The organism is Cytobacillus sp. FSL W8-0315 (genome assembly GCF_038002905.1).
Lineage (GTDB): Bacteria > Bacillota > Bacilli > Bacillales > Cytobacillaceae > Cytobacillus > Cytobacillus pseudoceanisediminis.
Map to the genome: position 1 here is coordinate 55680 of NZ_JBBOOC010000001.1, position 21667 is coordinate 77346.

Below are 21667 nucleotides of genomic sequence, written 5' to 3' on the forward strand. Positions count from 1 at the left end.
ATACTCCAGTGGGGTATGTTTTTTTCCGAAAACAGATCGCGCTGAAAAGGGCACGATCTGTTTCATTTTTATTTAACAACTACATAAACTTAGGCTGGTTGTTCGATATCATATCCTTGTTCTTCAATAACATCTGTAATTTCGTTCAAGCTTACTGTATTTGAATCAAATGTCACATCCACCTTACCTTCTGAAAGATGAACCTTGACAGACTCAACACCCTTTAACTTCCCTACATTACCTTCAATTGAATTGACACAATGCCCACAAGACATTCCTTGAACGTTAAGTGTTACTTGTTCCATAAAAAATTCCTCCTTAATCATTTTTTATACTATACCTCCGCTGGGTATAAAATAAACAAAAAATTTTATTTAGTAATTTTAGAAATGGTCGTTAAAAACTCCTTCACAATGTCTGGATCTTCTTCCTTCAACCTTGTAATGACACACGTGTTTATATGACTCTCTAACAAAACTCGGGAAACGGAATCTAATGCAGCCTGAGCAGCTGTGATTTGATGCAAAATATCATCACAATAAGTTTGCTTAATCATCATATTTTTTATTCCTTTAATTTGCCCTTCTATTCTGTTCATCCTTTTAATGAGCTTTTCCTGTAAAATATTCGGATAATTACCTGTGCCTTTTTCTTGACTGCTACAACAGGATTCCTTTGAAAACACCAGTAGTTCTGCCAATCATTCCACCCCTTTCATTTTTTTGTTTATGTGATTAATTTTTATTACGCTTTAAATTTACCATACCCATGATGGGTATGTCAATATATAAAAAATAAAACCAGCAATCGAGTGCTGGCTTTTGTTATTGTGACTTAGAAAATCGTTTAAATACATCCATTAATTCCTGAATCGCTTCTTCTCCATTACCATCTTTAATAGCATCTGAAACACAATGTCTTGTATGATTTTCCAGCAGATGAAGCCCAACATTATTCATGGCTGAATTAATTGCAGATATTTGAGTTAGGATATCTACACAATACCGGTCATTTTCAATCATATTTTGAATGCCGCGTACTTGCCCTTCAATCCTTTTTAATCGAGTGACTAACTTATCCTTTTCTTTTGTTGACCTATGGGTCAACTTTTCTTCTTCAGAATTATGCATAAACTCTCTCCTTCTTATACATTAAAGTATACTCGTCTGGGGTATGATATATTGTACCATATATTATTTAAAGTTCTATTTAAGAGAAATTTTAAGTCTGTGTTTTTCATTTGAAGATATCTCGACTGTCGGTGCAAAAGAATAATACCAGTAATAGGGAAGGGTTAACATTTTTTAAATAATTCGTTTTTGAACAAAAATTCCCAGTTAGTTGAAAAAGAAAAAAGCTGCTCGATTCGCAGCTAATTTTGTATATAAGCACCCATTAATTCAATACCTTTACCAATTCAATTTCATCTCTGATCGGAATACCATCATTTCCAATTAAGGGTATCTCGGGTTTTAACTTTCTTGCTCTCTCCACCGCATTATTAATAATTTTGGACAGGATAAATCCTCGTTTCTGATAAAACTTTAGTGCTAATAAATTATCGTTTGTTGTTATGAGTTTAAGGATTTTGCAATTATTCTTTATTGCAAGATTTTCTACTTCTTGAACTAACGATGTACCTATCCCCTTACCTTCTTCCATACTATCTAATGATATAATTTCGCATTCCTTATCTTTAATTATGTATGTGATTAAGCCAATGATATTGTCTTCTTCATTTACAACAGTAATACCATCTAATGCACTACAATCATAAATTCCACTGGATGTAACCATTTCTGGGCTTCCCCATTGCAACTTAAAAAACTCTGTTATTTTATTTCTCGGTAAATCCTCAACTGCGTAAGTGTTCATTATAAGCCACCTCAAATGTTATAAAATCTTTTTCCCCTCTTGTGTAAAATGAAAAAAACAACTGGCTGGCAGCTCTTGAATCTTTCACATAAAGTCATCATGTAGAGCCTGCCTATTATCTTTTAGAATAGAATATACATAGGTATCGTGTGCTTCCCCATTTTGCTGCATATAACCTCTTAGAATACCCTCTTTTTGAAACCCGGCTTTAGTCAGCAATTTATTAGATGCCTCATTATCCATAAATACAACTGCCCCAATACGAGTAAGATCCAATTCTTGAAATCCATATTGAATAACTTTCGACACAGCTTCGAAAGTATACCCTTTTCTCCAATGTTCAGGATGTATTTCATATCCTATTTCTGCACGCTTATGTTTATGGGACAATGCATTGAAGCCAACAGTCCCGATTATTCCTTTCTTTCCTTTTAATTCAATTCCCCAGCGCATTCCTTTTTTCTCCCTGTAGCTATTTGCAAAAAAGTCAACAAATGCTTCAGCTTGTTCCCTCTTTTCTAATGTTTCCTGCCCATAGTAACGAGTTACATTGTCATTAGAAAAACAAGCGTATATACTCTCGGCATCTTCTTTCACTATTTCTCTCAGCTTTAATCTTCTAGTCTCTAATGTCGGTATCACTTTTCTCTCCCCTTAACTCCTATAGCTATACTCTTTCTTGAAAATATCTGAAGAATATTTCCATCAGGATCTGATATAAAAATGGCATGGAAACCCTTCTCCCTATTGGTCATCACCTTGAAATTTTCTGTTTGCAGCAGTCGATAATAGTAAAATATCTTTAAAGGCTGATGGTTTTTAACTGCTGATGAAAATTCATTTATTATATTGTCATTGTATGGCTGTTTATTAGCATCTGGAGAAGTATTTTTCTTTAATGAAGTTCTTGCTCGGTGAAGGGCTGTTTTAATTGATTCATTACTGACTCTCAGCATTGCGGCGATTTCCTCAGAAGTATATTGGAACACATCTTTTAACGTTATTAGCATAGCCTGACGGAGTGGAAGTGTACTATATAAGATTTCTAATAGACTGTCCCACTCCGTAAAATCCCAACTTTTCTCAAATAACTCATGAGGATCGATCAGCATTTCACTTTTCTTGCGCTTTTCATCAATAAAAATATTTTTGGCAATGGTGTACAAAAAGGTTATGTTAATCACCCGGTCTGGCTCTTTTTCTTTTATTTTGAAAAATTTAATCAGTGTCTCCTGGGTTAAATCCTCGGCCAGCCATTCTGAGGATGATAAGGATAAACAATATTTATACAGCCTCAAAGAAATCTCCTCAATAGTTAAAGATTCTGTAATCATTATATCCCCCCAAAAATTTTCATTATTGTGTAACTTTTCTTTCATTATAATCGTTTGTATAGGAACAAAAAATAAGGAGTGTGATTTTGCATGTTTAAGGTAGGCAGTGTTTTTATTCCGGTAACAGATTTGGAAAGATCTAAAAAATGGTATGAAGTAAACCTTGGTCTAACGAAGGTAGATGAGTGGCAAGAAAATGGGGCTGATCATGGTGTGGGTTATGTTTTTGAGAATGACGTCACAGGTCTTGCTTTAATAAAAACAGAAAAACCTCAGCCAACAGAATTTACTGTCAAAGGAAAAAATAAAAACGTATATTATAATTTCGAAGTAGATAATATCCAGCAAGCTTACGATCGGTTGAAACAAAATGGAGTGGAAACAACAGACATCCATGATTATGGGATTATGAAAGGGTTTGATTTCTTTGACCCTGATGGGAATACCTTCAGTGTGGTAAGCGAAGAAATGAATTCGCCCTATCATAAAGACAATTTGTAAACTTAAATAGTGGAAGCAGCGAATGGTGTGCTTCCACTAACCTGGCCTTTTAGCATGCGAGGATACCTCCTGCTCCATTAACCATGAAGTCTTATACCTTCAGCTTTACATCGCAGTTGATAAAAGAACTGGACGATTTCTTTCTCGCAAAGAATAGACTGCTTCATTTTTTCTAAAGCCCTTTTCCCCACCCGCCTATCTACCAAGGCGAATATTTTAATCAGCATGTTGTTGGATTTTATTGATTCTTCAATAGGCAGCAGAAAGTATTCCTCTACGGCATCAAAGAAATCATACTGAGCAAAAATCCCTTCGTCTAATACCCATTCATGTGCTTCATCCCAAATCACTGATTCCTGGCTCCAATCGGTATAAGGGATATGTTTCTCTCTTTTTATTTCATAAGTTCTTCTGTTTATAGCGGTCTCAGAAGTAATGGTACACATATTGATGACTTCCTTTTTATCAACCGTAATAAAGGCTCTCCCCAATTGATCGTGAGCCCTCCTGTAATTGGTCACTGTAAACTGCAGCCTTTCTTTCAGAGAATCACATTTAAAACTGTCTAATCTTTTCTTTACCTTGCTCCATTGCTGATTCTGCAACATTTAATCCCCCTAAATATTTTCCATTACCAAAATCCCTTCAGATTAATTATCTTAAAGGGTCATTCAATTAACAACCTTTTTATTCCATCTCCAGTAAGCAAGACAAAACCAAAAAGAATTCCTAAATCCCCTTTAGCCAACAACAATTCTAATGTTACACTAGAATTAATGGAATAATTTTGAAATGAGGTTAAGGTGATGGAGGAAGTTATTTTAGAAATTAGTGATTTGAGAAAGAACTATGGTCCGAAGTCCGTGCTGAATGGTGTATCTTTTCAGGTGAAAAGCGGGGAAATCATCGGGTATATCGGCCCGAACGGCGCTGGGAAAAGCACCACTGTCAAAATCATGCTTGGCATTGAAGATGATTATTCAGGACAAGTCAAAATCTTTGGCCAGGATATTTCAGATGGGAATATTGAATATAAAAGAAAGATCGGATATGTGCCGGAAATCGCTGAAGTATACGATAATTTGACCGGCCAGGAATACTTAACCTTTGTTGGCGAATTGTATGGCCTTGATACGGACCTCGCCAGTGATAAGGCAAAAAGCCTGATGGAACTATTCGGCATAGGGGAAGTCTACCATTCCCGGATAGCCTCCTATTCAAAAGGAATGCGTCAAAAGCTCCTCATTATCTCGAGCTTACTGCATAATCCGGAACTTCTGTTCTTTGATGAACCCATCAATGGTCTGGATGCGAACAGTGTTATGATATTCAAAGAAATCATGGCGCAGCTTGCCGAACAGGGAAAAACGATCTTTTATTCTTCTCATATTATGGATGTGGTTGAAAAGATAAGCAGCCGCATTATTCTTCTGCATGACGGCAGAATTGCTGCTGATGGCACCTTTGAAGAGTTACGACAGCAAAATACGGAAGGTTCACTTGAACAGATCTTCAACCAGCTTACGGGATTCAGTGAACATAAGGAACTTGGTGCCAGATTTGTTTCAGTAGTAAGGGAGATGTAGGGATGCAGGACTATCGCACTCTTAAACTATTGGATTGTTTTGAGCGGATTTTCAGCGGCTTTGGCGTAGACTACAAGATAATGAGAAGACTCCTGCAAGTAAAGCTGACGATGGATGGACGGCGTGTGCCCACCATTTTCTCGCAGAATGCAAAAAAGGAAAACAAGGAAAAAAACAATCAGTACATAAAATCTTTATGGATTTATGTATTGTTTGGGCTGTTTTTGATTCCATTTGTGCTTATGGGGGACAATTACCTATTCCAGATGAGCCTCTTTTATGGGATTTTCACCTTTTTCGTTATGACCTCCATGATTTCCGATTTCTCTTCGGTTTTACTGGATATTCGTGATCGTAACATCCTGTTTCCAAAGCCAGTCGACCGAAAAACGATCAGCACGGCAAAAATGGTGCATGTTACGATTTATCTTTCTTTCCTTACCATTGCGCTTGCTGGAATCCCTTTGATAGTGGGACTTATCAAAAATGGGCTCTTATTTTTCCTTATTGCTGCGGTAAACATCATCCTGATTGACCTATTGGTTGTTGGTTTAACCGCACTGATCTATTTAACGATCCTGCGATTTTTTGATGGGGAAAAATTAAAAGATATCATCAACTATGTCCAAATTGGGCTTTCCCTTATGATCATGGTTGGCTATCAATTGCTTATTCGCTCTTTTGAGTTAATTGACTTAACGGTCTCGCTTCAGCCAAAGTGGTGGCAGGTGTTCATCTTTCCAATGTGGTTTGGGGCAAATATCGAAATGATGATGAAGGGCACCTTCCAGCCGTTTTATCTCATTTTTTCAGCATTAGGACTCATTGTTCCGATCCTGTCCATCTGGATTTATATGAAATTTTCCAGCACCTTCGAGCAAAACCTGCAAAAGCTTGCTTATCATGGAAAATCCAAAGAAAAGAAACGAAGTAAAGTAGGGCAATTCCTTCTCAACATCATTTGCCGCTCACCTGAAGAAAGAGCAGTTTTCAGATTTGCCGGCAGCATGATGAGAAATGAACGGGATTTTAAGCTAAAAGCCTATCCGTCTCTGGGTTTTTCTATCGTGATTCCGTTTATTATTATCATGAATACTCTTCGAGAAGATTTTGTACAGGTATCTGACAGCAAGTCCTATTTAACGATTTACTTTAGCTTAATCATCATTCCGACCATCATGATTCTTCTAAAGTATTCAGGGAAATATAAGGGTGCCTTTATTTACCGGGTTGCCCCCCTCAAACAGCTAAAGCCGGTTTTCAGCGGTACCATCAAGGCATTTCTCTTTAAGTTATATTTGCCAGTTTACTTGCTTCTAAGTGCACTATTCCTTTTCCTGTTCGGGGCAAAAATTCTGCCTGATCTTGTCGCTGTATTTATCAGTGCCTGTCTATATGCGGTCATTTGTTTTATGGTCCTAAAGAAAGCTCTTCCCTTTTCGGAGTCTTTTGATGAGTACAATCAAAACGGCAATAGTGCCATTATTTTCGGATTAATGCTGATTGTAGCCTTATTTGCCGGACTTCATTTCGCCAGCACATTATTGCCATATGGAATCTATCTGTATTTGGGGGTTTCGATTATTTGCCTGGGTATTTTTTGGAAGCTGTCTTTCAATATTAGTTGGGAACAGATTGTTGAATAACCCGATTGGCGTTTAACAAAGGATGGTCATTTTGATATCGGGATAACCGCATAAATTCTCCTTCGCAGATTTTAATCTGAATATGTTATATGCTTTAGCTGCCAATATTGGCAGCTCTTTTTTTGCCTCTTTTAGTAGTGTCACCTGATGTTTTACGAATTCCAGTCTTCTTGCAATAAAAATAGACATCCCGCAAAAGGATGCCTGCTAATATAAAAGCATTTTAAGATTTTATTATCTGGACCAAACTAACTTGATAAACGACATCCCAATCATTCTCGCCCCCATAACCAGGCCACCTCCATATTGCCTAAGTTAATAGCTACAACTATAGCTGTTGGGATCGTTTGTGTTTTTCCTGGGATATTTCCGGTAACATTCATAACAACTGGCCCAAAAATCAGCAGCCATTTAATTTATTTAAGGCCTTTAAACCCATACTCTTCAAAAATACTCATTGATTTTTCATTCTGAAGATAATCATAGAATAAATTGGCTTCCTTTGGATGACTTGTATCCTTAACCACTCCCAAAGGATAAATAATGGCATCGTGAGTGTTTTCATCTGCCGTGTCCACGATGTTAACTTTTTCAGATACTAATGCATCCGTTTTATAAACAATTCCAGCATCCACATTATTTGTCTCTACATATGTAAGTACTTGCCGAACATCTTTGGCATACACCACTTTTTCTTCTATGTTTTTCCAAATACCCGTATCTTCTAAAGACTCCTTCGCATATTTCCCTGCAGGAACAGATTCTGGAGTGCCGATAGACACTTTATCTGCTTCAGCAAGATCATTAAATGATTTAATTCCAAATGCTGAATCTTTCGGCACCACTAGTACAAGTTCATTCCCAACTAAATCGATTCCATTCTTTTCCTCGATGAGCCCGTCCTGTACTAATTTATCAAATTTATCCTCTGCTGCTGAAAAGAAAAGATCAACAGGTGCTCCCTGCGAAATTTGCTGCTGAAGAGAGCCTGATGCTCCAAAGTTAAAGTTTACAAGTACATTCGGATGTTCTTTTTCGAAGCTTGCTTCAATATCTATTAAGGCATCCTGGAGGCTTGCTGCTGCCGAAATAGTCAATTCCACTTTCTCTTCGGTTCCTTCCTGCTTCTCCTCTCCTGATTTTTTAGTTTGGTCATTATTTGAACATCCAGCCAATGATAAAAAAAGGACTATTAATGAAAAAAATAACAGGTACTGCTTTTTCATTATAAATCTCCCTTCCCAATTTGTTATTTCTGATTATAACTAATTATAACTGCTAATGCCCTGGTTATCGTCAGATACTCTGGGCAAATACAGTGAAAAAATCAGCCTGCAAGGCGATAAGATCTTTTTACCGGAAGCTTCAACAGCTATATTCTATAAACAGCTGAAAGAAACCGGCTAGTATCCATTATGAAAGAAATTCAATCTTCCACAGTTTCAGTCAGAAGTAAGTTATTAGGGGATTATAATACTTTCCAGACAGGAGTATGAAACATACTAAAAAGGAAGGCACAATGCCTTCCTTTTAATATTTTTGAACCAGCAGTGCTTGCTTAAATGAATCCCGCTAATACAGCTTATTACTGTCCTCTGCAGCTCCTATCGCCTCAGATAATTCCGTTAATGAATGGTATAAAACATTGCTGTTTTCCGTTAATATAATGAAATTCATATTATTATAGAATCGGAATCCAACACCCGTTAGCTAAATAAGAAAAAGCTGGCTCCTTCAGCCAAGATTTCATTTGCACAACAAGCTCATACATAACTTAATAATCGATGGTGATAATAACAAACGAGGTGAAATTTGTGGTTCATAAAATATTGCTTTCATTCATTCACATGTTTTTGCTAATGAATCTAATCGTAGTAAATGCACAAACCAGGCCGAATATTGAACTTCTTGATATTGAAAAAAATGAGATAACAAAGACAGTCCCAACAAATCCTAAGGTACAATTCGAAGCTGAAAAAATAATTAAAGAAATTGATAATGTTGTTAAAAAGTTAAAACCAATTCCAGACAAAGGCTACATGATTAAAATCCCCTTAGAGCCGTCTCATCGAGTAGAAAACAAATGGATATATGCTTTGATTGATGAAATGATCATTATCATTCCAAAAAACGAAAAGCCATATTTACTCTTATTTGATGATGAAAATAAATCTTACTTTTTCACCTTTGACTCAAAAATTGATCCGTTACTAAAAACATTAGATTTTTCTCTTTAACAACCCCTTATCGGTCTTTGTAACATTTTCAACAAATCTGCCTATTTAGTTAAAAAAAGCAGGTCGCAGAAATAGCTCTCTTTAACAAAATTAATAATTCATCTATTTTATTTAAAAATAAATGATTTCGATGTTAAAAATCCATCTAGAAGAACAGTTGTCCCAGAAACCCTGCAAATAGGACTGATATGATAAAAACAGGTATTGAAATGAATATTTTATTTCGTAATTTAATAACCTCGAATCGTCTATATAACTTACTTACAGCGGTAAAAAGAATAAACAGGATAGGCACACTTATACATATGGCGATTAAATCAACACGAGTAAATGGTTTACTGATATATTTATCAAAGTTGATGTTAATAACAAAGAGTGTGGAAAATAAAAAGAATTGATAAAAACAAAATCTAAAATAAATCATAGGTTATTACCTCTATTATGTATTTTTTAATCTGGATCCTTATTAACCTGTATATTAAGGCAGTTCCAAAAAAATAGCGTTAATCCCCTCCTGGATCAACGCCTCAATCATTAAGAGCGCACTACTGCCCCTTTATCTTTTCACTTAGATATTCACCGAAAGTGATTTTTCCCATTTTTCGAGCAGGATTGGTATTTTTCCCATCACAGAAAGATTTATATAGTTTACCAGTTAGAGATAAGCTTAAAACTTTATTTGGTTCATTATTTAGTTTGATTTTCAGTTCAGCCATTTCTCTTAATGTCATTACATCTGGTCCGCCAAAATCCTCCGCTCTTCCTTGTGGTTCTTTATCCACCAAACCTATTAGATGCTCAGCGAATTCACCCGCATCTACACTTTGGCACTTAAATTTATCCGGGACAATATATCTTTTAAGAAAGGATTTGGATAGAAATAAATGATCAATAAAATGGTGGAACTGAGTTGCGCGTACAATTGTATGAGAGATAGAGCTGTTTTTCAGCAATTCTTCTGCTTCTAATTTTAGCTTATAATAGTTAAATGGTATTTCATCAATCCCAACAATTGACGGATAAATAAAATGTTTTACGTGCTGTGCTTTTTTTAATAGCTCCTTAAAGCCTGAAACCTCAACACTTTTTGAATTCTTCATTGGACTTGTTGCTGCGTGAAGGATGACATCTGCATCTTTTACTGCTTCTTCTAACCCTTCACCTGACGATAAATCGCTATAAATCCACTTGAAATCTTCAATTCCATCAGGTTTTCTTCTAGAAGTTAATTTTACTTTATAACCAGACTCCTTTAGTTGATTAAGTAAAGCTGAACCTAGTTGGCCTGTGGAACCGGTGACCAGTATTTTCAAGTACAACACTCCCATTCTAATGGGTTTCCTTTATATTGTATTATTCAGATATTTGGTGCTATATTCAACTAAACTGCCAGTTTTTAAATAAAGAAAAAGCCGCCGTAATGGCAGCGAAATACAAAACCTGTTCATTAAACTGTAGTCTTCAGGAAGTCAGGCCCCCAAATTTCTGCAATGAATCTAAACCCTCAGCGAGCCCCGGAAACCCCTTGCCCCATAGTACGAATCGGCTCCATTGTGATACACAAAAACAGTGTCGTAGCGCCGGTCACAAAAGATCGCCCCGCCAAGTTTTCTGATATTCTCAGGCGTTTGCACCCAGCTAGAGGTTTTCTTATCGACATGTTCAAGCTCCTGAAGCTCCCGGTATTGCTCTTCGGTTAAAAGCTCAATGCCCATGGCAGCTGCCATATCCATAGCACTGTTTTCCGGCTTGTGTTTCTTCCGTGCCTCCAGCGCTTCACGATCGTAACAAACACTTCTCCTGCCTTTTGGACTTTCAGCTGAACAATCATAAAATACGTATTCGCCGGTCTCTTGATCATGGCGTACAACATCCGGTTCGCCTTCAGTTGCTTCCATTTCATTGAGTGACCACAATTTTTCAGGATTAGCCTCGAGCTTAGCTTGTACATCAGCCCACTCCACACCTTCATGACGGTGCATGTTTTTCTCAAAACGCGCTTTCAGAGTTTCCAGCAGTTCTTCACGCTGTTCTGGTGACAGCTCCATATTTCCCATTGTCAAATTAACTCCTCCTAGTTTTTACTCCATTATAATATAATTATGACCCTTAAGGGCGATTTGATAAAAGTGGAACAGCATTAACTTTTCATAAGCCACCTTCGGACTCGCTCAAGTTGATTTCCCGCTTCTCTGTCCGAACCTCCTTCACCTTCGGACTCGCTCACGTTGATTTCTCCCTTTTCTGTCCGAACCTGCTCCACCTTCGGACTCACTCACCGTTGATTTCTCCCCTTTCTGTCCGAACCTGCTCCACCTTCGGACTCCTTCACGTTGGTTTCCCGCTTCTCTGTCCGAACCTCCTTCACCTTCGGACTCGCTCACGTTGATTTCTCCCCTTTCTGTCCGAACCTGCTCCACCTTCGGACTCCTTCACGTTGGTTTCCCGCTTCTCTGTCCGAACCTGCTCCATCATCCTCTCTTTATGGAATAACACAAAGAAACAAAAAAAAACACTAACAAATATGCTGCCATTTGTTAGTGTTTTCCAATCTATTATGAAGCTTGTTGCTCAAATCTTTCTTCTGCTGGAGGGTTAAATTGCCCTTCCCACTTGGCAATAACAATAGCCGCAAGTGAGTTCCCCACCACGTTAACAGCTGTTCGGCCCATATCAAGGATACGGTCGATGCCGGCAATAAAGGCAAGGCCTTCTGCAGGTAATCCAATTGTGCTGAAAGTAGCCAGCAGCACGACAAAGGATACGCCTGGCACGCCCGCCATTCCTTTGGATGTCACCATCAGTACTAACATTAACGTAATTTGCTGTCCTATGCTTAATTCTATGCCAAACATCTGTGCAATAAATAAAGAGGCAATTGCCTGGTATAAAACGGATCCATCCAGGTTAAAAGAATAGCCTGTCGGAATAACGAATGACGAAATATGTTTCGGGCTTCCCGCTTTCTCCATTTTGTCCATGATTCTCGGAAGCACTGTTTCAGAACTTGCAGTTGAGAATGCCAAAATCAATTCTTCTTTAATCATCTTCAATAATTTAAAGATGCTGAACCCGACAACTTTGGCCATTATCCCCAACACAACAAGAACAAAGAAGATCATGGCTCCATATACAGTAAGTGCCAGCTTGCCCAATGGAATCAATGAGGCAAAACCATACTTGGAAATCGTTACACCAATTAAGGCAAATACTCCGATTGGTGCATACTTCATAAATAGGTTTGTCACATAGAACATGGCCTTTGCCGTGCCTTCGAAAAATCTCAGTACTGGCTTTCCCTTTTCCCCAATTGCTGCAATTCCAAGGCCAAATACAACAGCAAAGAAGATAATCGCCAGCATATCGCCTTCAACCATGGCTTGTACAGGATTAGTAGGTACGATATGCAAAAATGTATCTGCTATCGACTTGCCTTCCTGCTCTTTATTGGTTTCAACATAGCTCGAAATGTCACTTTGCTGCAGGCTGTCCATATTCAGGCCGGCACCAGGCTGAATAACATTACCTGCAATGAGGCCCACCACAATAGCAACCAAAGTCATGCCAATAAAGTAAGTCAATGATTTACCGCCAAGCTTCCCGACGGCTTTTAAATCACCCACACCAGCAATGGCAACAATAATTGTTGATAGTACAATAGGAACAACAATCATTTTAATTAAGCGGATAAAAAGATCGCCAAAGGGCTGCAGCACACTTTGCGCCGTTTCACTTCCATAGAAAATACCGCCAATAGCGATTCCTAAAATAAGACCGATGAAAATTTGAGTGGCTAAACTTAATTTAATTTTTTTCATCAATTACCCTACCTTCTTGTTTAGTTTTATACGTGCTGCGCAGGCAAGGGAAACAAAGATGAGATCCTGATAAAAAAGAAAATCGACAAAAATGCTGGGTTTTGTCAATTCACACTATTTCATATTCTCTTATGTTTCCTTAAACGCTGACGAGGTTAGCTTTCGGGTTAGGACTGCGGAAACAGTAAGCCCTTCCATAGTAGGATTCACCCCAAGCGGAAACTCCGCTGTAAATATTGGGTCCCCCGTTCTTAAAATAAGATTAAGCATAAATCACTATATCATTATATTATTTCAAGATATTTTTTGTAAATAGTTAAGTTTTCCCGGCAGTAAACTAAATGGCCTCTTTAATACACCAAAAAAAAGCTGAAATTCAATGAATTTTCAGCTCTATGACTTGTTATGGGAAATCAATATTAATAGCAATAATAAATATAAGGACTATCACGGATAATGCTGTATTTACTGACCACCACCTTATTTCTGCTTTTGTCAGTACACGGTCAATGATGAAAAAAAAGACAGCAGAAACAAGACTAAGTTCTTTTAATACTGAACCGAATAAACAATGGAATAAAAAGGAGGCAATTTCACGATTAGTGTTTGCAATGAAAATCTTCTGGCTCAACCAATCACTGAACATCGAAGTGATTACTCCATAGGCAGCGACAAACATAAGATTTAAATAATATAAATTAACAAATGCATTCATATCAAAGCCTGTTAGCACTGAGAAAATCAGTGCAAATAACACACTGCTAAGAATGGATGTTAAGATCTTTCTCCTCAAAATAATGGACATTTCCCACTTCATCCTTTATAGAGGCTAAATAATAGAAAGTAAATTTATAAATTGAATATAAGCAAAACAAAAAAAGGCATTTGGCTCCGCCTGCGCCAAATACAATGATAGCCACACATGCTATCCCCGCTAAATCTAAATTAGCACCCTTGTATTAAGAAAATTGAACGGGCTTGTAAACTTTTATTAAAATTCAAGGTGATAACACTCACGGTTAGCTTCATAATAATACCTCAATCAATATGCAATAAAAAATCCATGGCTTTGCTAAATGCTTCTTGTTCTGATTCTGCATCATATCTGGAGGAATATGGATCACTGAATCCATGTTTCCCTTTAAATTTATGTACTTTAATTTTCTTTTTTTCTAAAGCTAATAGTAACTCATCAACATTAAAAGACTGCTCTTCTTGTGGAAAGAATAGCATTATGGGACACTGGGGTGTTAACTCTAAATAGTCCCTGATCCTTGAGCCATAGTATCCCACTATACCATCAACACAATCTCCCTCACTGCACAGCCAGGCAACAGTTGCACCTATACTAAATCCAATGATATATATTTTTTCGTATTCATCTTTAACATCCAATAATAGATCTTTTATTTTTTGGGCAGCTCTGTCGAAACCTGCATGTTCCATAAAATGGCGATAAGCGGCTTCCTCATGAGAATATTCAAAAGGTATCTCTCGCTCTAATAAATGGGGGCATGTCACATCAAAACCCTGCTTTGATAATAATTCGCAAAAACTTTTTATATGTTGATTAATTCCATAGATTTCGTGGATTACGAGTATTAAAGAATTAGAATTACTCTGTCTTATCATGATTATGACCCTTTTTCTCCATATTTCTTCTCCCATTCACCGATCCATTTTTACACCTTATTCCATAAGAAAAAGTATTCTATATTTAAATGTTTTATTCCTTCAACATCTAACACCCTATAAATCAGAAAAGCCGCCTATACGGCAGCTAGACTTTAAAAATGCACCATTATGAAATTAAACAAAAGCTTCATATTCAGCTTTAAGGTTATTGATGATCGTCTGAACAGGCAGGATTTCTTTAATTTCATGGACTCTTGCCCCCGCAAATACAAGGCCATTCTCGCAGTCCCCATCCATGGAAGTAATCAAGGAATCCATTGTACAAAAGCGATAAGAGCAGTTTTTCAGGCAATCGATACAGTTCTTTATTTTCACCTTTTTATTGTCAGCTATCTGCTCTGTAAAGTGGTTCTTAATGGCACGGCCTTCCAGCCCTACGGTGGTTTTCACCATGACGATATCTTCCTGTTTGGCCCGGACATACTTTTCTTTAAAAGATAATGGTGCATCACATTCGCGGCTTGCGACAAATCTTGTTCCCATCTGAACACCCGAAGCACCGATACGAATGGCATGAGCGATATCTCTTCCTGTCATGATTCCTCCGGCAGCAATGACAGGAATCTTAACTGCTTCCACGACTTCCTGTAAAATATCGAATAGTGGTCTTTCGGTCCCTAAATGTCCTCCCGCTTCATTGCCCTCTACAACAACGGCAGAAGCACCAAGCCGTTCTGACATTTTGGCCAGCCTTGCAGATGACACAATCGAGATGACCGGTATACCAGATTCTCTGCCCCAGCTGTACATATCTCTTGATATTCCAGCACCTGAAATAATGAAATCAACCTTTTCCTCAATGGCTGTTTTCATTTTTTCAGCAAAATCATTCATGGCAAAAAGAACATTCACCCCAATATAGCCCTCACCCTTGATAGATGCCTTAGCCTTTCTTATATGCAATCTTAAATCTTCGATGCTAATTCCTGTTCCAGAAATAGTTCCAATCCCCCCGGCATTCGCAACAGCTGACGACAGACCACTTAAAGAAATACCTACGCCCATACCACCTTGCATGACTGGAAATTCAGGCTTCATATGACCAATTCTTAATTGCGGAAATCTCAAAAGAATACCCCATTTCATCGTCGAATTATTTCTTCTCCATTATTGTGTGAATGGGGTTAATTGAATAGTGATAAATATAATACCTGATACTAAAATCAAGTGGTAATTTAGCGATCGTCACACAAAGTTCAAGAAAGAACAAAGATGGGGGCTTAATTCTTTTTATCGTATAACTGATATACCAGAAAATCATCACAACTTATCTTTTTCTTTTGCAGTTACTATACTATAAGAAATATTGAGTTTATCCCAAACCCAAGCATGAAAGATTTCGTCTAATTCTTTTTCCAAGGCCATATCATCCAGACTCGCTTCAAGGCCTAATTTCTCAAAAGTGAATGTCTCTGTCGCCTTAGCCCCCTCATACCGGGCACTGCTAAATGAGAAAGTAACTGTTCTGCCCATCGTGTTTCCCCCTATATTAAATCATCAAGTATTCTTTTTATCAGCACTTACTCGCATGAAAAGCTTTTACCTGCGTTTTTGAAATATAAAATGCAATAGGTAAGCTGATCCTAAGAAAGTAATAATGAAAAATACTTTAACTATAGAAAATTGCTCTATTAAAAGGGCGTGCGTTGAACGATCCGATGAGAAGATAGACCACCAGCTTGGTTAGGGAAATAGAAAAGATACTATAACCCAGGTGCAAAATAACACTAGAAACCAATGGAATCTCATAAGTTCTCCCTCTTACACAGTTAATCCAAAAACTAATTCAAAATCCTTACACCATTAGGATCCACTAATGGGTTTGATGAGAAATCCTTTATAACAGCTTCCCTGATTGTAACTGTCTCACCAATTATTGACTTAATAGAATTGACAGGCTTTCCAAACAAAATGGAAAGGTCACCTTCTAACCCTTTTTTCATTATTTCTAATCTTAATTCCCCTATTTTTATGTTATCAGTCACCGAATCTACTAAATCTTTGTTTGTCTGAAGTTCAATCCTAAAAGAATAAGGGGTTGTAATAAACGTTCTTCGTTCCCCCCTATCAACATTCCAATTCAAATTAACTGCATTTTGACATATAAACTCTTGTTCTTTTTCATTTACCAAAAAGCCTATATGGTCAAATATACTCTTCTTTCCATATCCAAAAGTGACATTTATGCACCCTTTTCTTGCTTCAATTATCCGAAAAAGGATATCTTTTTCCCGAAAGTCATCCCATACCAATGGAGGATCAAAGTTCTGGAAATCCCCCTGGTATTTTCCGATACGCTGATATATCCGAAATCCATTATTTGTGTAAAACCTCTCTGTCTCTTCTACATGCGGAGTCCAAAAATGATAATGAAAAAGCACCGAAGTCACCTCTTTATTAAGTTCACTCCCTTACATATTCAATACAAAAGAAAATATTTCCTTTATAGGAGGTTCCCTGACTTTTCACGGCGTGCTGAAACAGGTTTTCCAAGATGGATAGTTAATGATTCAAAGGTGGTATGGATTCTGCTTGTTCATTTTTCATGGAAATATGAAGCTCTTTCTTAGAGTTGATGGAGGCAAAAAATATATCCCCGAACATAGAGACGCCCATTCTGGCCAATTCCCGTTCAAGCCAGGCTCTATCCAAGCCCAACTGATTAAGGACAGTGGTGTAAACTTCTCCTTCAACGACTACTGGAAAGGCAATTTGATCGGAGTGTTCAGTAATTTTTAAATCTCCCAGGGTGACAGGCATCATTGAAGGTTTCAATTGAACACTTAGCATACCGCTCCCTTCCAGTACTCCCAATTCTACATTTTGGACATCGAAGATATTTTTCTCCCTCAGCATTTGAAGAATGTTGTCGATTGAATAATTAGTCCGCTTTAAATTGGCACGAAGCAATTTACCCTTATTAATTACAATCACCGGTTCGAAAGTAATCATTTTTCCAATCTTTCTGTTCGATATTTTTACTTTCCCAATGATTCGCTGAAAGACGCCTATGGCAATAATGGCAAAGCCTGTTTCCAGATGCCTGATAGACGGATCTGCTATATCCGCCCCAGCCACTGCACCCAGTGTAAGAATCACCAGGTAGTCGAAGATTGGAAGCTCCCCAATCGAACGTCTCCCCATATAAAGAGTAATAAAAAGAAATAGAGGCAGAATGGTAATAATTCTTCCTAAAATAAGAAGACAATGATAAAAAAATTCTCCCATATTTTACTCCTCCCGTTGGTTGGTTGGTTGTTCTTATCTTTTCGGTCTCAGGTGGAGATTATACGGCAGATAGGCGCATTCGAAAGGAAGTTGACCACTGCAGCATAACTTTATAAAATGAAATCATCCCAAATTGGAGGTTTTTTGTTTGTTGAACTTATGTTTAGAGCTGGAGGAGTAACACGTTCTTCATGGCTGCATGCATGAGAAAGTGCCATTTATATCGAACTTTATAAATAAGAACGGGAGATTATAAATGGATATTTTAATTCGGCAGGAATTCCCTGCAGACTATCATTCGACGGAAGAAATGATCAGAGAAGCTTTTTTAAATGAAGAATACAGCGACAAGACAGAACATTTCCTTGTTAAAAGGATTAGAAATTCAGATGCTTTTATTCCGGAGCTTTCTTTAGTAGCTTTAACTCAGGCTAAGGAGGTTGTGGGTCACATACTTTTATCAAAAATCACCATAGCTGATGGCGAGAAGGCTGCAGATTCTCTGGCACTTGCCCCCGTTTCGGTTGCTCCCGGTTATCAAGGAAAAGGCATCGGCAGTCAATTGATTCGTTCTGCACTTAACAAGGCAAAAGAGGGCGGATTTCAATCCGTAATCGTTCTAGGTCATAAAGATTACTATCCAAAGTTCGGCTTTAAGCCAGCCAGCCTTTGGAATATCCAGGCCCCGTTTGAAGTGCCTGACGAAGTGTTCATGGCTCTGGAATTGACGGAGAATGCTCTTGAAAAAGCTGCCGGTGTTGTCCATTATTCAAAAGCTTTTTCAGAATAAGAGGCCTGGATGAAAAAAAGAGCAGCCGATCCACATACTGGATCTTCAGCTCTTGTACCTATTTGTTGATAAAGACATTGCAATGGACCTATTCTGTAAGTTCCCAAGCAGGATTCCAAACTACTTCCCACAAATGTCCATCTGGGTCTTGGAAGTATCCAGAATATCCACCCCAAAAGGTGTCGTGAGCTTGAACCGCAATAACAGCCCCTGCACTCTCAGCCTGTTTCATTACCGTATCTACCTCTTCTTTACTCCCAACATTATGCCCAATCGTAAATTCAGTTGGGCTAATCGCTGTCTGGTTCATGCTTGTATCATGAGCAATATCTTTACGTTTCCAAAGTGCCAGTTTTAACCCTGATTGCAAATCAAAAAACGCCACAGCACCATGCTCGAATTCTCTCCCTACTATCCCCTGTGTTGGAAGTCCAAGACCCTTTTCATAGAAATGTAAGGACCTTTCTAGATCATCTACACCTAATGTAATAACTGAAATCCGCGGTTTCATATAAGACCTCCAATAAACTCGTATAAAATAAAACTTTCAAATCTTTGCAAAGAAAAGATCATAAAGCATAATCATTCCTTTATATCGTAAATCAATTGATCGAATAACTCCCCATCCACATAAAGCAAAATGGCCCATTCTCCCTTTTTAGGAATTTTAACAGATGATGGTGTATGCGCATCTGCCCCGTTGTTTGGACCGTAAGCATGGATGGTCCATCCCATTCCATTCGTTAAAATTTGATGGACAGTTTGCGATTCTTTATGAAATCCAACAATCGTCAGATCTGCATCTTCAACTCCCCAAAGATGCCACATCCACTTTTGGCCGTTTAGACTTGGCATGCCAGCGCCTATCACACCGGACTTGTTTTCATTTCCGATAATGCCCCTGTCACCGAACTCCACAGCTTTTCTCTCCCAATCAATAGTGTCAAAATCGCTCTCTTGCACAAAATCTGGTATGTCCTCTGGGAAAGTAATAGGGGCGTCTTTTGCTTTTTCAGCCACACTGACAACTACATCCCCATAGGCTTTGCCATCCAGGTACACTTCATACTTCCACAAGCCTTCGTAAGGAACTGTAAATGTGGTTGTAAAACGCTGCAAACTTGGGTAGCCGGATGATGGTTCTGTTATTTCTTGATGAGGCAAAACTTGTATTCTTTCACCAGTTTCTTTATGAAGGGCAGAAATGGAAAGTTCTTTTCCTTTATAAGTATCAAAAGGCTCTGCGAAACTAAAAATATAGCCATAAGGCGTTCCTGCTTTCAGATTAGGATCGGGTAATATGCTAAATTTTATATTTTGATTCACCTTATATTCATGCCGTATTTCCCATTCATTATTCATGCCTCCATTTATCTTTTCGGGATCGTTCCTGACAAAAAACTCGGTTGAAACGAAGAAGGCCAAGAGACAGATGGCAAAAGTGGAAATAGTGAATATAACGAATTTATTGGGTTTGGCTGGCTTCACTATTCTATCTGTATGGACTGCTTTTCTAATATTCATTTTTTGAAATTCCGTAAAGTGGCCACCTTTGTGAGTCGTCGAGTCCATCGCCCTCCGCAGCTGCTTAAGCTTGCTCTCCATTATATCCCCACCTCTCCATCATTTTTTTCAGCTTCATCCTGCCTCTGCTCAATCTCGTTTTGATCGTATTGTGGTTCACGCCTAATATTCCTTGGATCTCTTCAATTGAGCATTCTTCATAGTAATAAAGCGTAACGACTTCCCGGTACTTCACAGGCAAAGACAATACACACAAGGAAAGAAATTCTTCCTCGCTGCGCTTCAGCAGATCTTTTTCCGGCGACATTTCCTTAGATGAAAAAAGAGCAAACATGCTTGAATTCATCAACACTTTTCGAAACGCATAACTCTTCAAGACATCCTTTGATTTATTAATAGCCAATCGATAAATCCATGATTTAAAGGAGATCACTTCATCGATTTTGTCATAATTTCTGTAGCACGCGATGAATACATCCTGAACAATATCTTCAGCCAGCTTCCAGTCCTTCACATAGTTATAAGCCAGCTTTGTGAGCCGTTCACCATACTCATCCATAATAAACTCCAGCCAAGCATCACGATTTTCTAATGGGCCTTCATCCCTGACCTTTCTCACACACTTCCCACCCCATTTTCACTTTAATGCTAAGACGAATGATTTAGATATAGGTTTCATTTTTTCCATATCTTTTAGAAAAAAGGCCCTTACCCTTTTGCGGATAAGTGCCGGTTTCGTTCCTGTCTATAATAACAATTGCCCGTATTTTTCCCGTCCTCATCTAATAACTTCCTTTCATTCTTCCTCCAAATTTCCATATGATAAAACCTTTTTGATTAACAAGGCCGAATAACATGGAGGACTATTCTTTAATGACTGATTTGTATCTTCTCACCTTACCCATCCAATCACTTGCATCCCGCCATTTAACCTTTTTAGCTGAAATCCAAGTAACTTCTCCATTATAGTCATTAGGTGTCCAATCAGAAGTGTCTGCCCAATATAAGGTACCGTCTTTCAGTATTAGGGTGGCATCATAGATGATTGAATCATAATTTTCCGGACTTGGTTTAAGTTGAAAATGTGTTACTTGTTCAAACAATATTTCTATTGCCGACGGATTATTAAATTGTCTATGAAAAAGCATTTGCATTTTGGTATCAAGCCCTAGTCCAACACTCATTGACCGGTTATGATCTACATAACTGTCAGTCCACATCATCAGCTCTTTCAAGCAGCTATCGTGGAAATAACCAAATAACTCTAGAAGTCCTTTGATATCATCATTTCCTTTTATTTCAACCCACTCCATATTTGCCTCCTCTTAGACAAATTCATAAATATAAGAAAGGTTCGTCATATTATTTTCAATTCCTTCTTTAGCTCACTGCCCTGTTTATTCAAAAAGAAAAAGCCACCTGGATTGGCAGCT

The 21667-nt window shown here is 37.9% G+C and carries 27 protein-coding genes, 1 pseudogene and 1 riboswitch; of the genes and pseudogenes, 5 read left to right on the forward strand and 23 right to left on the reverse strand.

Going from position 1 to position 21667, the window contains the following annotated elements; all coding sequences use genetic code 11:
* Window positions 1-89: 89 nt before the first annotated feature.
* From copZ to MKY20_RS00345, 6 genes are all read right to left on the reverse strand, one after another.
* Window positions 90-305, reverse strand: coding sequence for a copper chaperone CopZ (gene copZ / locus MKY20_RS00320; RefSeq protein ID WP_071157425.1), 216 nt, complete (start codon window positions 303-305; stop codon window positions 90-92).
* A gap of 65 nt (window positions 306-370) precedes the next feature.
* Window positions 371-700 carry a metal-sensitive transcriptional regulator gene (locus tag MKY20_RS00325; protein ID WP_251174120.1) on the reverse strand — a complete coding sequence of 110 codons (330 nt, stop codon included), beginning with the start codon at window positions 698-700 and terminating at the stop codon, window positions 371-373.
* Window positions 701-824: 124 nt separating this feature from the next.
* Window positions 825-1130, reverse strand: coding sequence for a metal-sensing transcriptional repressor (locus MKY20_RS00330; protein ID WP_009335325.1), 306 nt, complete (start codon window positions 1128-1130; stop codon window positions 825-827).
* Between the two features lie 265 nt (window positions 1131-1395).
* The gene (locus MKY20_RS00335) at window positions 1396-1875 is read right to left on the reverse strand and encodes a GNAT family N-acetyltransferase (protein WP_009335326.1); all 480 of its coding nucleotides are present in this window, start codon (window positions 1873-1875) and stop codon (window positions 1396-1398) included.
* 84 nt (window positions 1876-1959) lie between these two features.
* Window positions 1960-2517, reverse strand: a complete 558-nt coding sequence (locus MKY20_RS00340; protein WP_009335327.1) for a GNAT family N-acetyltransferase — start codon at window positions 2515-2517, stop codon at window positions 1960-1962.
* Window positions 2514-3209 (reverse strand): RNA polymerase sigma factor, encoded by a 696-nt coding sequence (locus MKY20_RS00345; protein ID WP_252245883.1) that lies wholly within the window; start codon window positions 3207-3209, stop codon window positions 2514-2516. Before MKY20_RS00345 ends, MKY20_RS00340 begins: the two co-directional genes overlap by 4 nt.
* 90 nt (window positions 3210-3299) lie before the next feature.
* On the opposite strand from MKY20_RS00345, the gene MKY20_RS00350 reads away from it, so the two are divergent.
* Window positions 3300-3710 carry a VOC family protein gene (locus MKY20_RS00350; protein ID WP_009335329.1) on the forward strand — a complete coding sequence of 137 codons (411 nt, stop codon included), beginning with the start codon at window positions 3300-3302 and terminating at the stop codon, window positions 3708-3710.
* Window positions 3711-3787: 77 nt separating this feature from the next.
* On the opposite strand, the gene MKY20_RS00355 is transcribed toward MKY20_RS00350, so the two are convergent.
* Entirely contained in the window at window positions 3788-4318 is a 531-nt protein-coding gene (locus MKY20_RS00355) for an SF0329 family protein (RefSeq protein WP_251267361.1), read from the reverse strand.
* 198 nt (window positions 4319-4516) lie between these two features.
* Here MKY20_RS00355 and MKY20_RS00360 point away from each other — a divergent pair, with 198 nt between their 5' ends.
* Entirely contained in the window at window positions 4517-5296 is a 780-nt protein-coding gene (locus MKY20_RS00360) for an ABC transporter ATP-binding protein (RefSeq protein WP_019379552.1), read from the forward strand.
* A gap of 2 nt (window positions 5297-5298) precedes the next feature.
* Window positions 5299-6942, forward strand: coding sequence for a hypothetical protein (locus MKY20_RS00365; protein WP_252245882.1), 1644 nt, complete (start codon window positions 5299-5301; stop codon window positions 6940-6942).
* Between the two features lie 234 nt (window positions 6943-7176).
* Here the strand turns inward: MKY20_RS00365 and MKY20_RS00370 are convergent.
* Both MKY20_RS00370 and modA read right to left on the reverse strand, forming a co-directional pair.
* Window positions 7177-7319, reverse strand: a pseudogene (locus MKY20_RS00370) (molybdate ABC transporter permease subunit); the annotation flags it as partial.
* A 39-nt stretch (window positions 7320-7358) separates the two neighbouring features.
* Window positions 7359-8168, reverse strand: coding sequence for a molybdate ABC transporter substrate-binding protein (gene modA / locus MKY20_RS00375; RefSeq protein WP_251267359.1), 810 nt, complete (start codon window positions 8166-8168; stop codon window positions 7359-7361).
* 588 nt (window positions 8169-8756) lie between these two features.
* On the opposite strand from modA, the gene MKY20_RS00380 reads away from it, so the two are divergent.
* Complete coding sequence (locus MKY20_RS00380) at window positions 8757-9179, forward strand: hypothetical protein (RefSeq protein WP_251267358.1); 423 nt, start codon at window positions 8757-8759, stop codon at window positions 9177-9179.
* A 545-nt stretch (window positions 9180-9724) separates the two neighbouring features.
* Here MKY20_RS00380 and MKY20_RS00385 read toward each other — a convergent pair.
* The 10 genes from MKY20_RS00385 to MKY20_RS00430 form a co-directional block, all read right to left on the reverse strand.
* The gene (locus MKY20_RS00385; RefSeq protein ID WP_009335335.1) at window positions 9725-10492 is read right to left on the reverse strand and encodes an SDR family oxidoreductase; all 768 of its coding nucleotides are present in this window, start codon (window positions 10490-10492) and stop codon (window positions 9725-9727) included.
* Between the two features lie 183 nt (window positions 10493-10675).
* A complete protein-coding gene (locus tag MKY20_RS00390; protein WP_034297489.1) occupies window positions 10676-11236 on the reverse strand; it encodes a DUF4256 domain-containing protein in 561 nt (186 codons plus the stop codon).
* Window positions 11237-11386: 150 nt separating this feature from the next.
* Complete coding sequence (locus tag MKY20_RS00395) at window positions 11387-11599, reverse strand: hypothetical protein (RefSeq protein ID WP_251174126.1); 213 nt, start codon at window positions 11597-11599, stop codon at window positions 11387-11389.
* Window positions 11600-11734: 135 nt separating this feature from the next.
* Window positions 11735-12997, reverse strand: a complete 1263-nt coding sequence (locus MKY20_RS00400; protein ID WP_009335337.1) for a cation:dicarboxylate symporter family transporter — start codon at window positions 12995-12997, stop codon at window positions 11735-11737.
* A gap of 129 nt (window positions 12998-13126) precedes the next feature.
* Window positions 13127-13276, reverse strand: a riboswitch (cyclic di-AMP (ydaO/yuaA leader).
* Between the two features lie 124 nt (window positions 13277-13400).
* On the reverse strand, window positions 13401-13802 hold the full coding sequence (locus tag MKY20_RS00405) for a hypothetical protein (RefSeq protein WP_251174127.1): 402 nt from the start codon (window positions 13800-13802) through the stop codon (window positions 13401-13403).
* A gap of 233 nt (window positions 13803-14035) precedes the next feature.
* The gene (locus MKY20_RS00410) at window positions 14036-14665 is read right to left on the reverse strand and encodes a dienelactone hydrolase family protein (RefSeq protein WP_019379563.1); all 630 of its coding nucleotides are present in this window, start codon (window positions 14663-14665) and stop codon (window positions 14036-14038) included.
* A 141-nt stretch (window positions 14666-14806) separates the two neighbouring features.
* On the reverse strand, window positions 14807-15778 hold the full coding sequence (locus MKY20_RS00415; RefSeq protein ID WP_198286730.1) for an NAD(P)H-dependent flavin oxidoreductase: 972 nt from the start codon (window positions 15776-15778) through the stop codon (window positions 14807-14809).
* A gap of 174 nt (window positions 15779-15952) precedes the next feature.
* Complete coding sequence (locus MKY20_RS00420) at window positions 15953-16165, reverse strand: hypothetical protein (protein ID WP_009335341.1); 213 nt, start codon at window positions 16163-16165, stop codon at window positions 15953-15955.
* 308 nt (window positions 16166-16473) lie between these two features.
* A complete protein-coding gene (locus MKY20_RS00425; protein WP_009335342.1) occupies window positions 16474-17073 on the reverse strand; it encodes a hypothetical protein in 600 nt (199 codons plus the stop codon).
* Window positions 17074-17194: 121 nt separating this feature from the next.
* Window positions 17195-17920 carry a DUF421 domain-containing protein gene (locus MKY20_RS00430; RefSeq protein WP_009335343.1) on the reverse strand — a complete coding sequence of 242 codons (726 nt, stop codon included), beginning with the start codon at window positions 17918-17920 and terminating at the stop codon, window positions 17195-17197.
* A 256-nt stretch (window positions 17921-18176) separates the two neighbouring features.
* Here MKY20_RS00430 and MKY20_RS00435 point away from each other — a divergent pair, with 256 nt between their 5' ends.
* Window positions 18177-18710 (forward strand): GNAT family N-acetyltransferase, encoded by a 534-nt coding sequence (locus MKY20_RS00435; protein WP_009335344.1) that lies wholly within the window; start codon window positions 18177-18179, stop codon window positions 18708-18710.
* Between the two features lie 88 nt (window positions 18711-18798).
* On the opposite strand, the gene MKY20_RS00440 is transcribed toward MKY20_RS00435, so the two are convergent.
* From MKY20_RS00440 to MKY20_RS00455, 4 genes are all read right to left on the reverse strand, one after another.
* Window positions 18799-19221, reverse strand: coding sequence for a VOC family protein (locus MKY20_RS00440; RefSeq protein ID WP_009335345.1), 423 nt, complete (start codon window positions 19219-19221; stop codon window positions 18799-18801).
* 71 nt (window positions 19222-19292) lie between these two features.
* A complete protein-coding gene (locus MKY20_RS00445) occupies window positions 19293-20315 on the reverse strand; it encodes a hypothetical protein (protein WP_009335346.1) in 1023 nt (340 codons plus the stop codon).
* Window positions 20299-20853: a sigma-70 family RNA polymerase sigma factor gene (locus MKY20_RS00450; protein ID WP_009335347.1), complete on the reverse strand. Its 555-nt coding sequence runs from the start codon at window positions 20851-20853 to the stop codon at window positions 20299-20301. The genes MKY20_RS00445 and MKY20_RS00450 overlap by 17 nt, the downstream gene beginning before the upstream one ends.
* A gap of 244 nt (window positions 20854-21097) precedes the next feature.
* Complete coding sequence (locus tag MKY20_RS00455) at window positions 21098-21547, reverse strand: hypothetical protein (RefSeq protein ID WP_071157405.1); 450 nt, start codon at window positions 21545-21547, stop codon at window positions 21098-21100.
* Window positions 21548-21667 lie beyond the last annotated feature (120 nt).

Coding starts and splice junctions, on each gene's coding strand:
- MKY20_RS00400 (WP_009335337.1), bottom strand. CDS start 12,997: ATGAAAAAAATTAAATTAAGTTTAGCCACTCAAATTTTCATCGGTCTT.
- MKY20_RS00345 (WP_252245883.1), bottom strand. CDS start 3,209: ATGATTACAGAATCTTTAACTATTGAGGAGATTTCTTTGAGGCTGTAT.
- MKY20_RS00415 (WP_198286730.1), bottom strand. CDS start 15,778: ATGAAATGGGGTATTCTTTTGAGATTTCCGCAATTAAGAATTGGTCAT.
- MKY20_RS00420 (WP_009335341.1), bottom strand. CDS start 16,165: ATGGGCAGAACAGTTACTTTCTCATTTAGCAGTGCCCGGTATGAGGGG.
- MKY20_RS00365 (WP_252245882.1), top strand. CDS start 5,299: ATGCAGGACTATCGCACTCTTAAACTATTGGATTGTTTTGAGCGGATT.
- MKY20_RS00360 (WP_019379552.1), top strand. CDS start 4,517: ATGGAGGAAGTTATTTTAGAAATTAGTGATTTGAGAAAGAACTATGGT.
- MKY20_RS00455 (WP_071157405.1), bottom strand. CDS start 21,547: ATGGAGTGGGTTGAAATAAAAGGAAATGATGATATCAAAGGACTTCTA.
- MKY20_RS00330 (WP_009335325.1), bottom strand. CDS start 1,130: ATGCATAATTCTGAAGAAGAAAAGTTGACCCATAGGTCAACAAAAGAA.
- MKY20_RS00440 (WP_009335345.1), bottom strand. CDS start 19,221: ATGAAACCGCGGATTTCAGTTATTACATTAGGTGTAGATGATCTAGAA.
- MKY20_RS00430 (WP_009335343.1), bottom strand. CDS start 17,920: ATGGGAGAATTTTTTTATCATTGTCTTCTTATTTTAGGAAGAATTATT.
- MKY20_RS00350 (WP_009335329.1), top strand. CDS start 3,300: ATGTTTAAGGTAGGCAGTGTTTTTATTCCGGTAACAGATTTGGAAAGA.
- modA (WP_251267359.1), bottom strand. CDS start 8,168: ATGAAAAAGCAGTACCTGTTATTTTTTTCATTAATAGTCCTTTTTTTA.
- MKY20_RS00410 (WP_019379563.1), bottom strand. CDS start 14,665: ATGGGAGAAGAAATATGGAGAAAAAGGGTCATAATCATGATAAGACAG.
- MKY20_RS00390 (WP_034297489.1), bottom strand. CDS start 11,236: ATGGGAAATATGGAGCTGTCACCAGAACAGCGTGAAGAACTGCTGGAA.
- MKY20_RS00435 (WP_009335344.1), top strand. CDS start 18,177: ATGGATATTTTAATTCGGCAGGAATTCCCTGCAGACTATCATTCGACG.
- copZ (WP_071157425.1), bottom strand. CDS start 305: ATGGAACAAGTAACACTTAACGTTCAAGGAATGTCTTGTGGGCATTGT.
- MKY20_RS00335 (WP_009335326.1), bottom strand. CDS start 1,875: ATGAACACTTACGCAGTTGAGGATTTACCGAGAAATAAAATAACAGAG.
- MKY20_RS00405 (WP_251174127.1), bottom strand. CDS start 13,802: ATGTCCATTATTTTGAGGAGAAAGATCTTAACATCCATTCTTAGCAGT.
- MKY20_RS00445 (WP_009335346.1), bottom strand. CDS start 20,315: ATGGAGAGCAAGCTTAAGCAGCTGCGGAGGGCGATGGACTCGACGACT.
- MKY20_RS00355 (WP_251267361.1), bottom strand. CDS start 4,318: ATGTTGCAGAATCAGCAATGGAGCAAGGTAAAGAAAAGATTAGACAGT.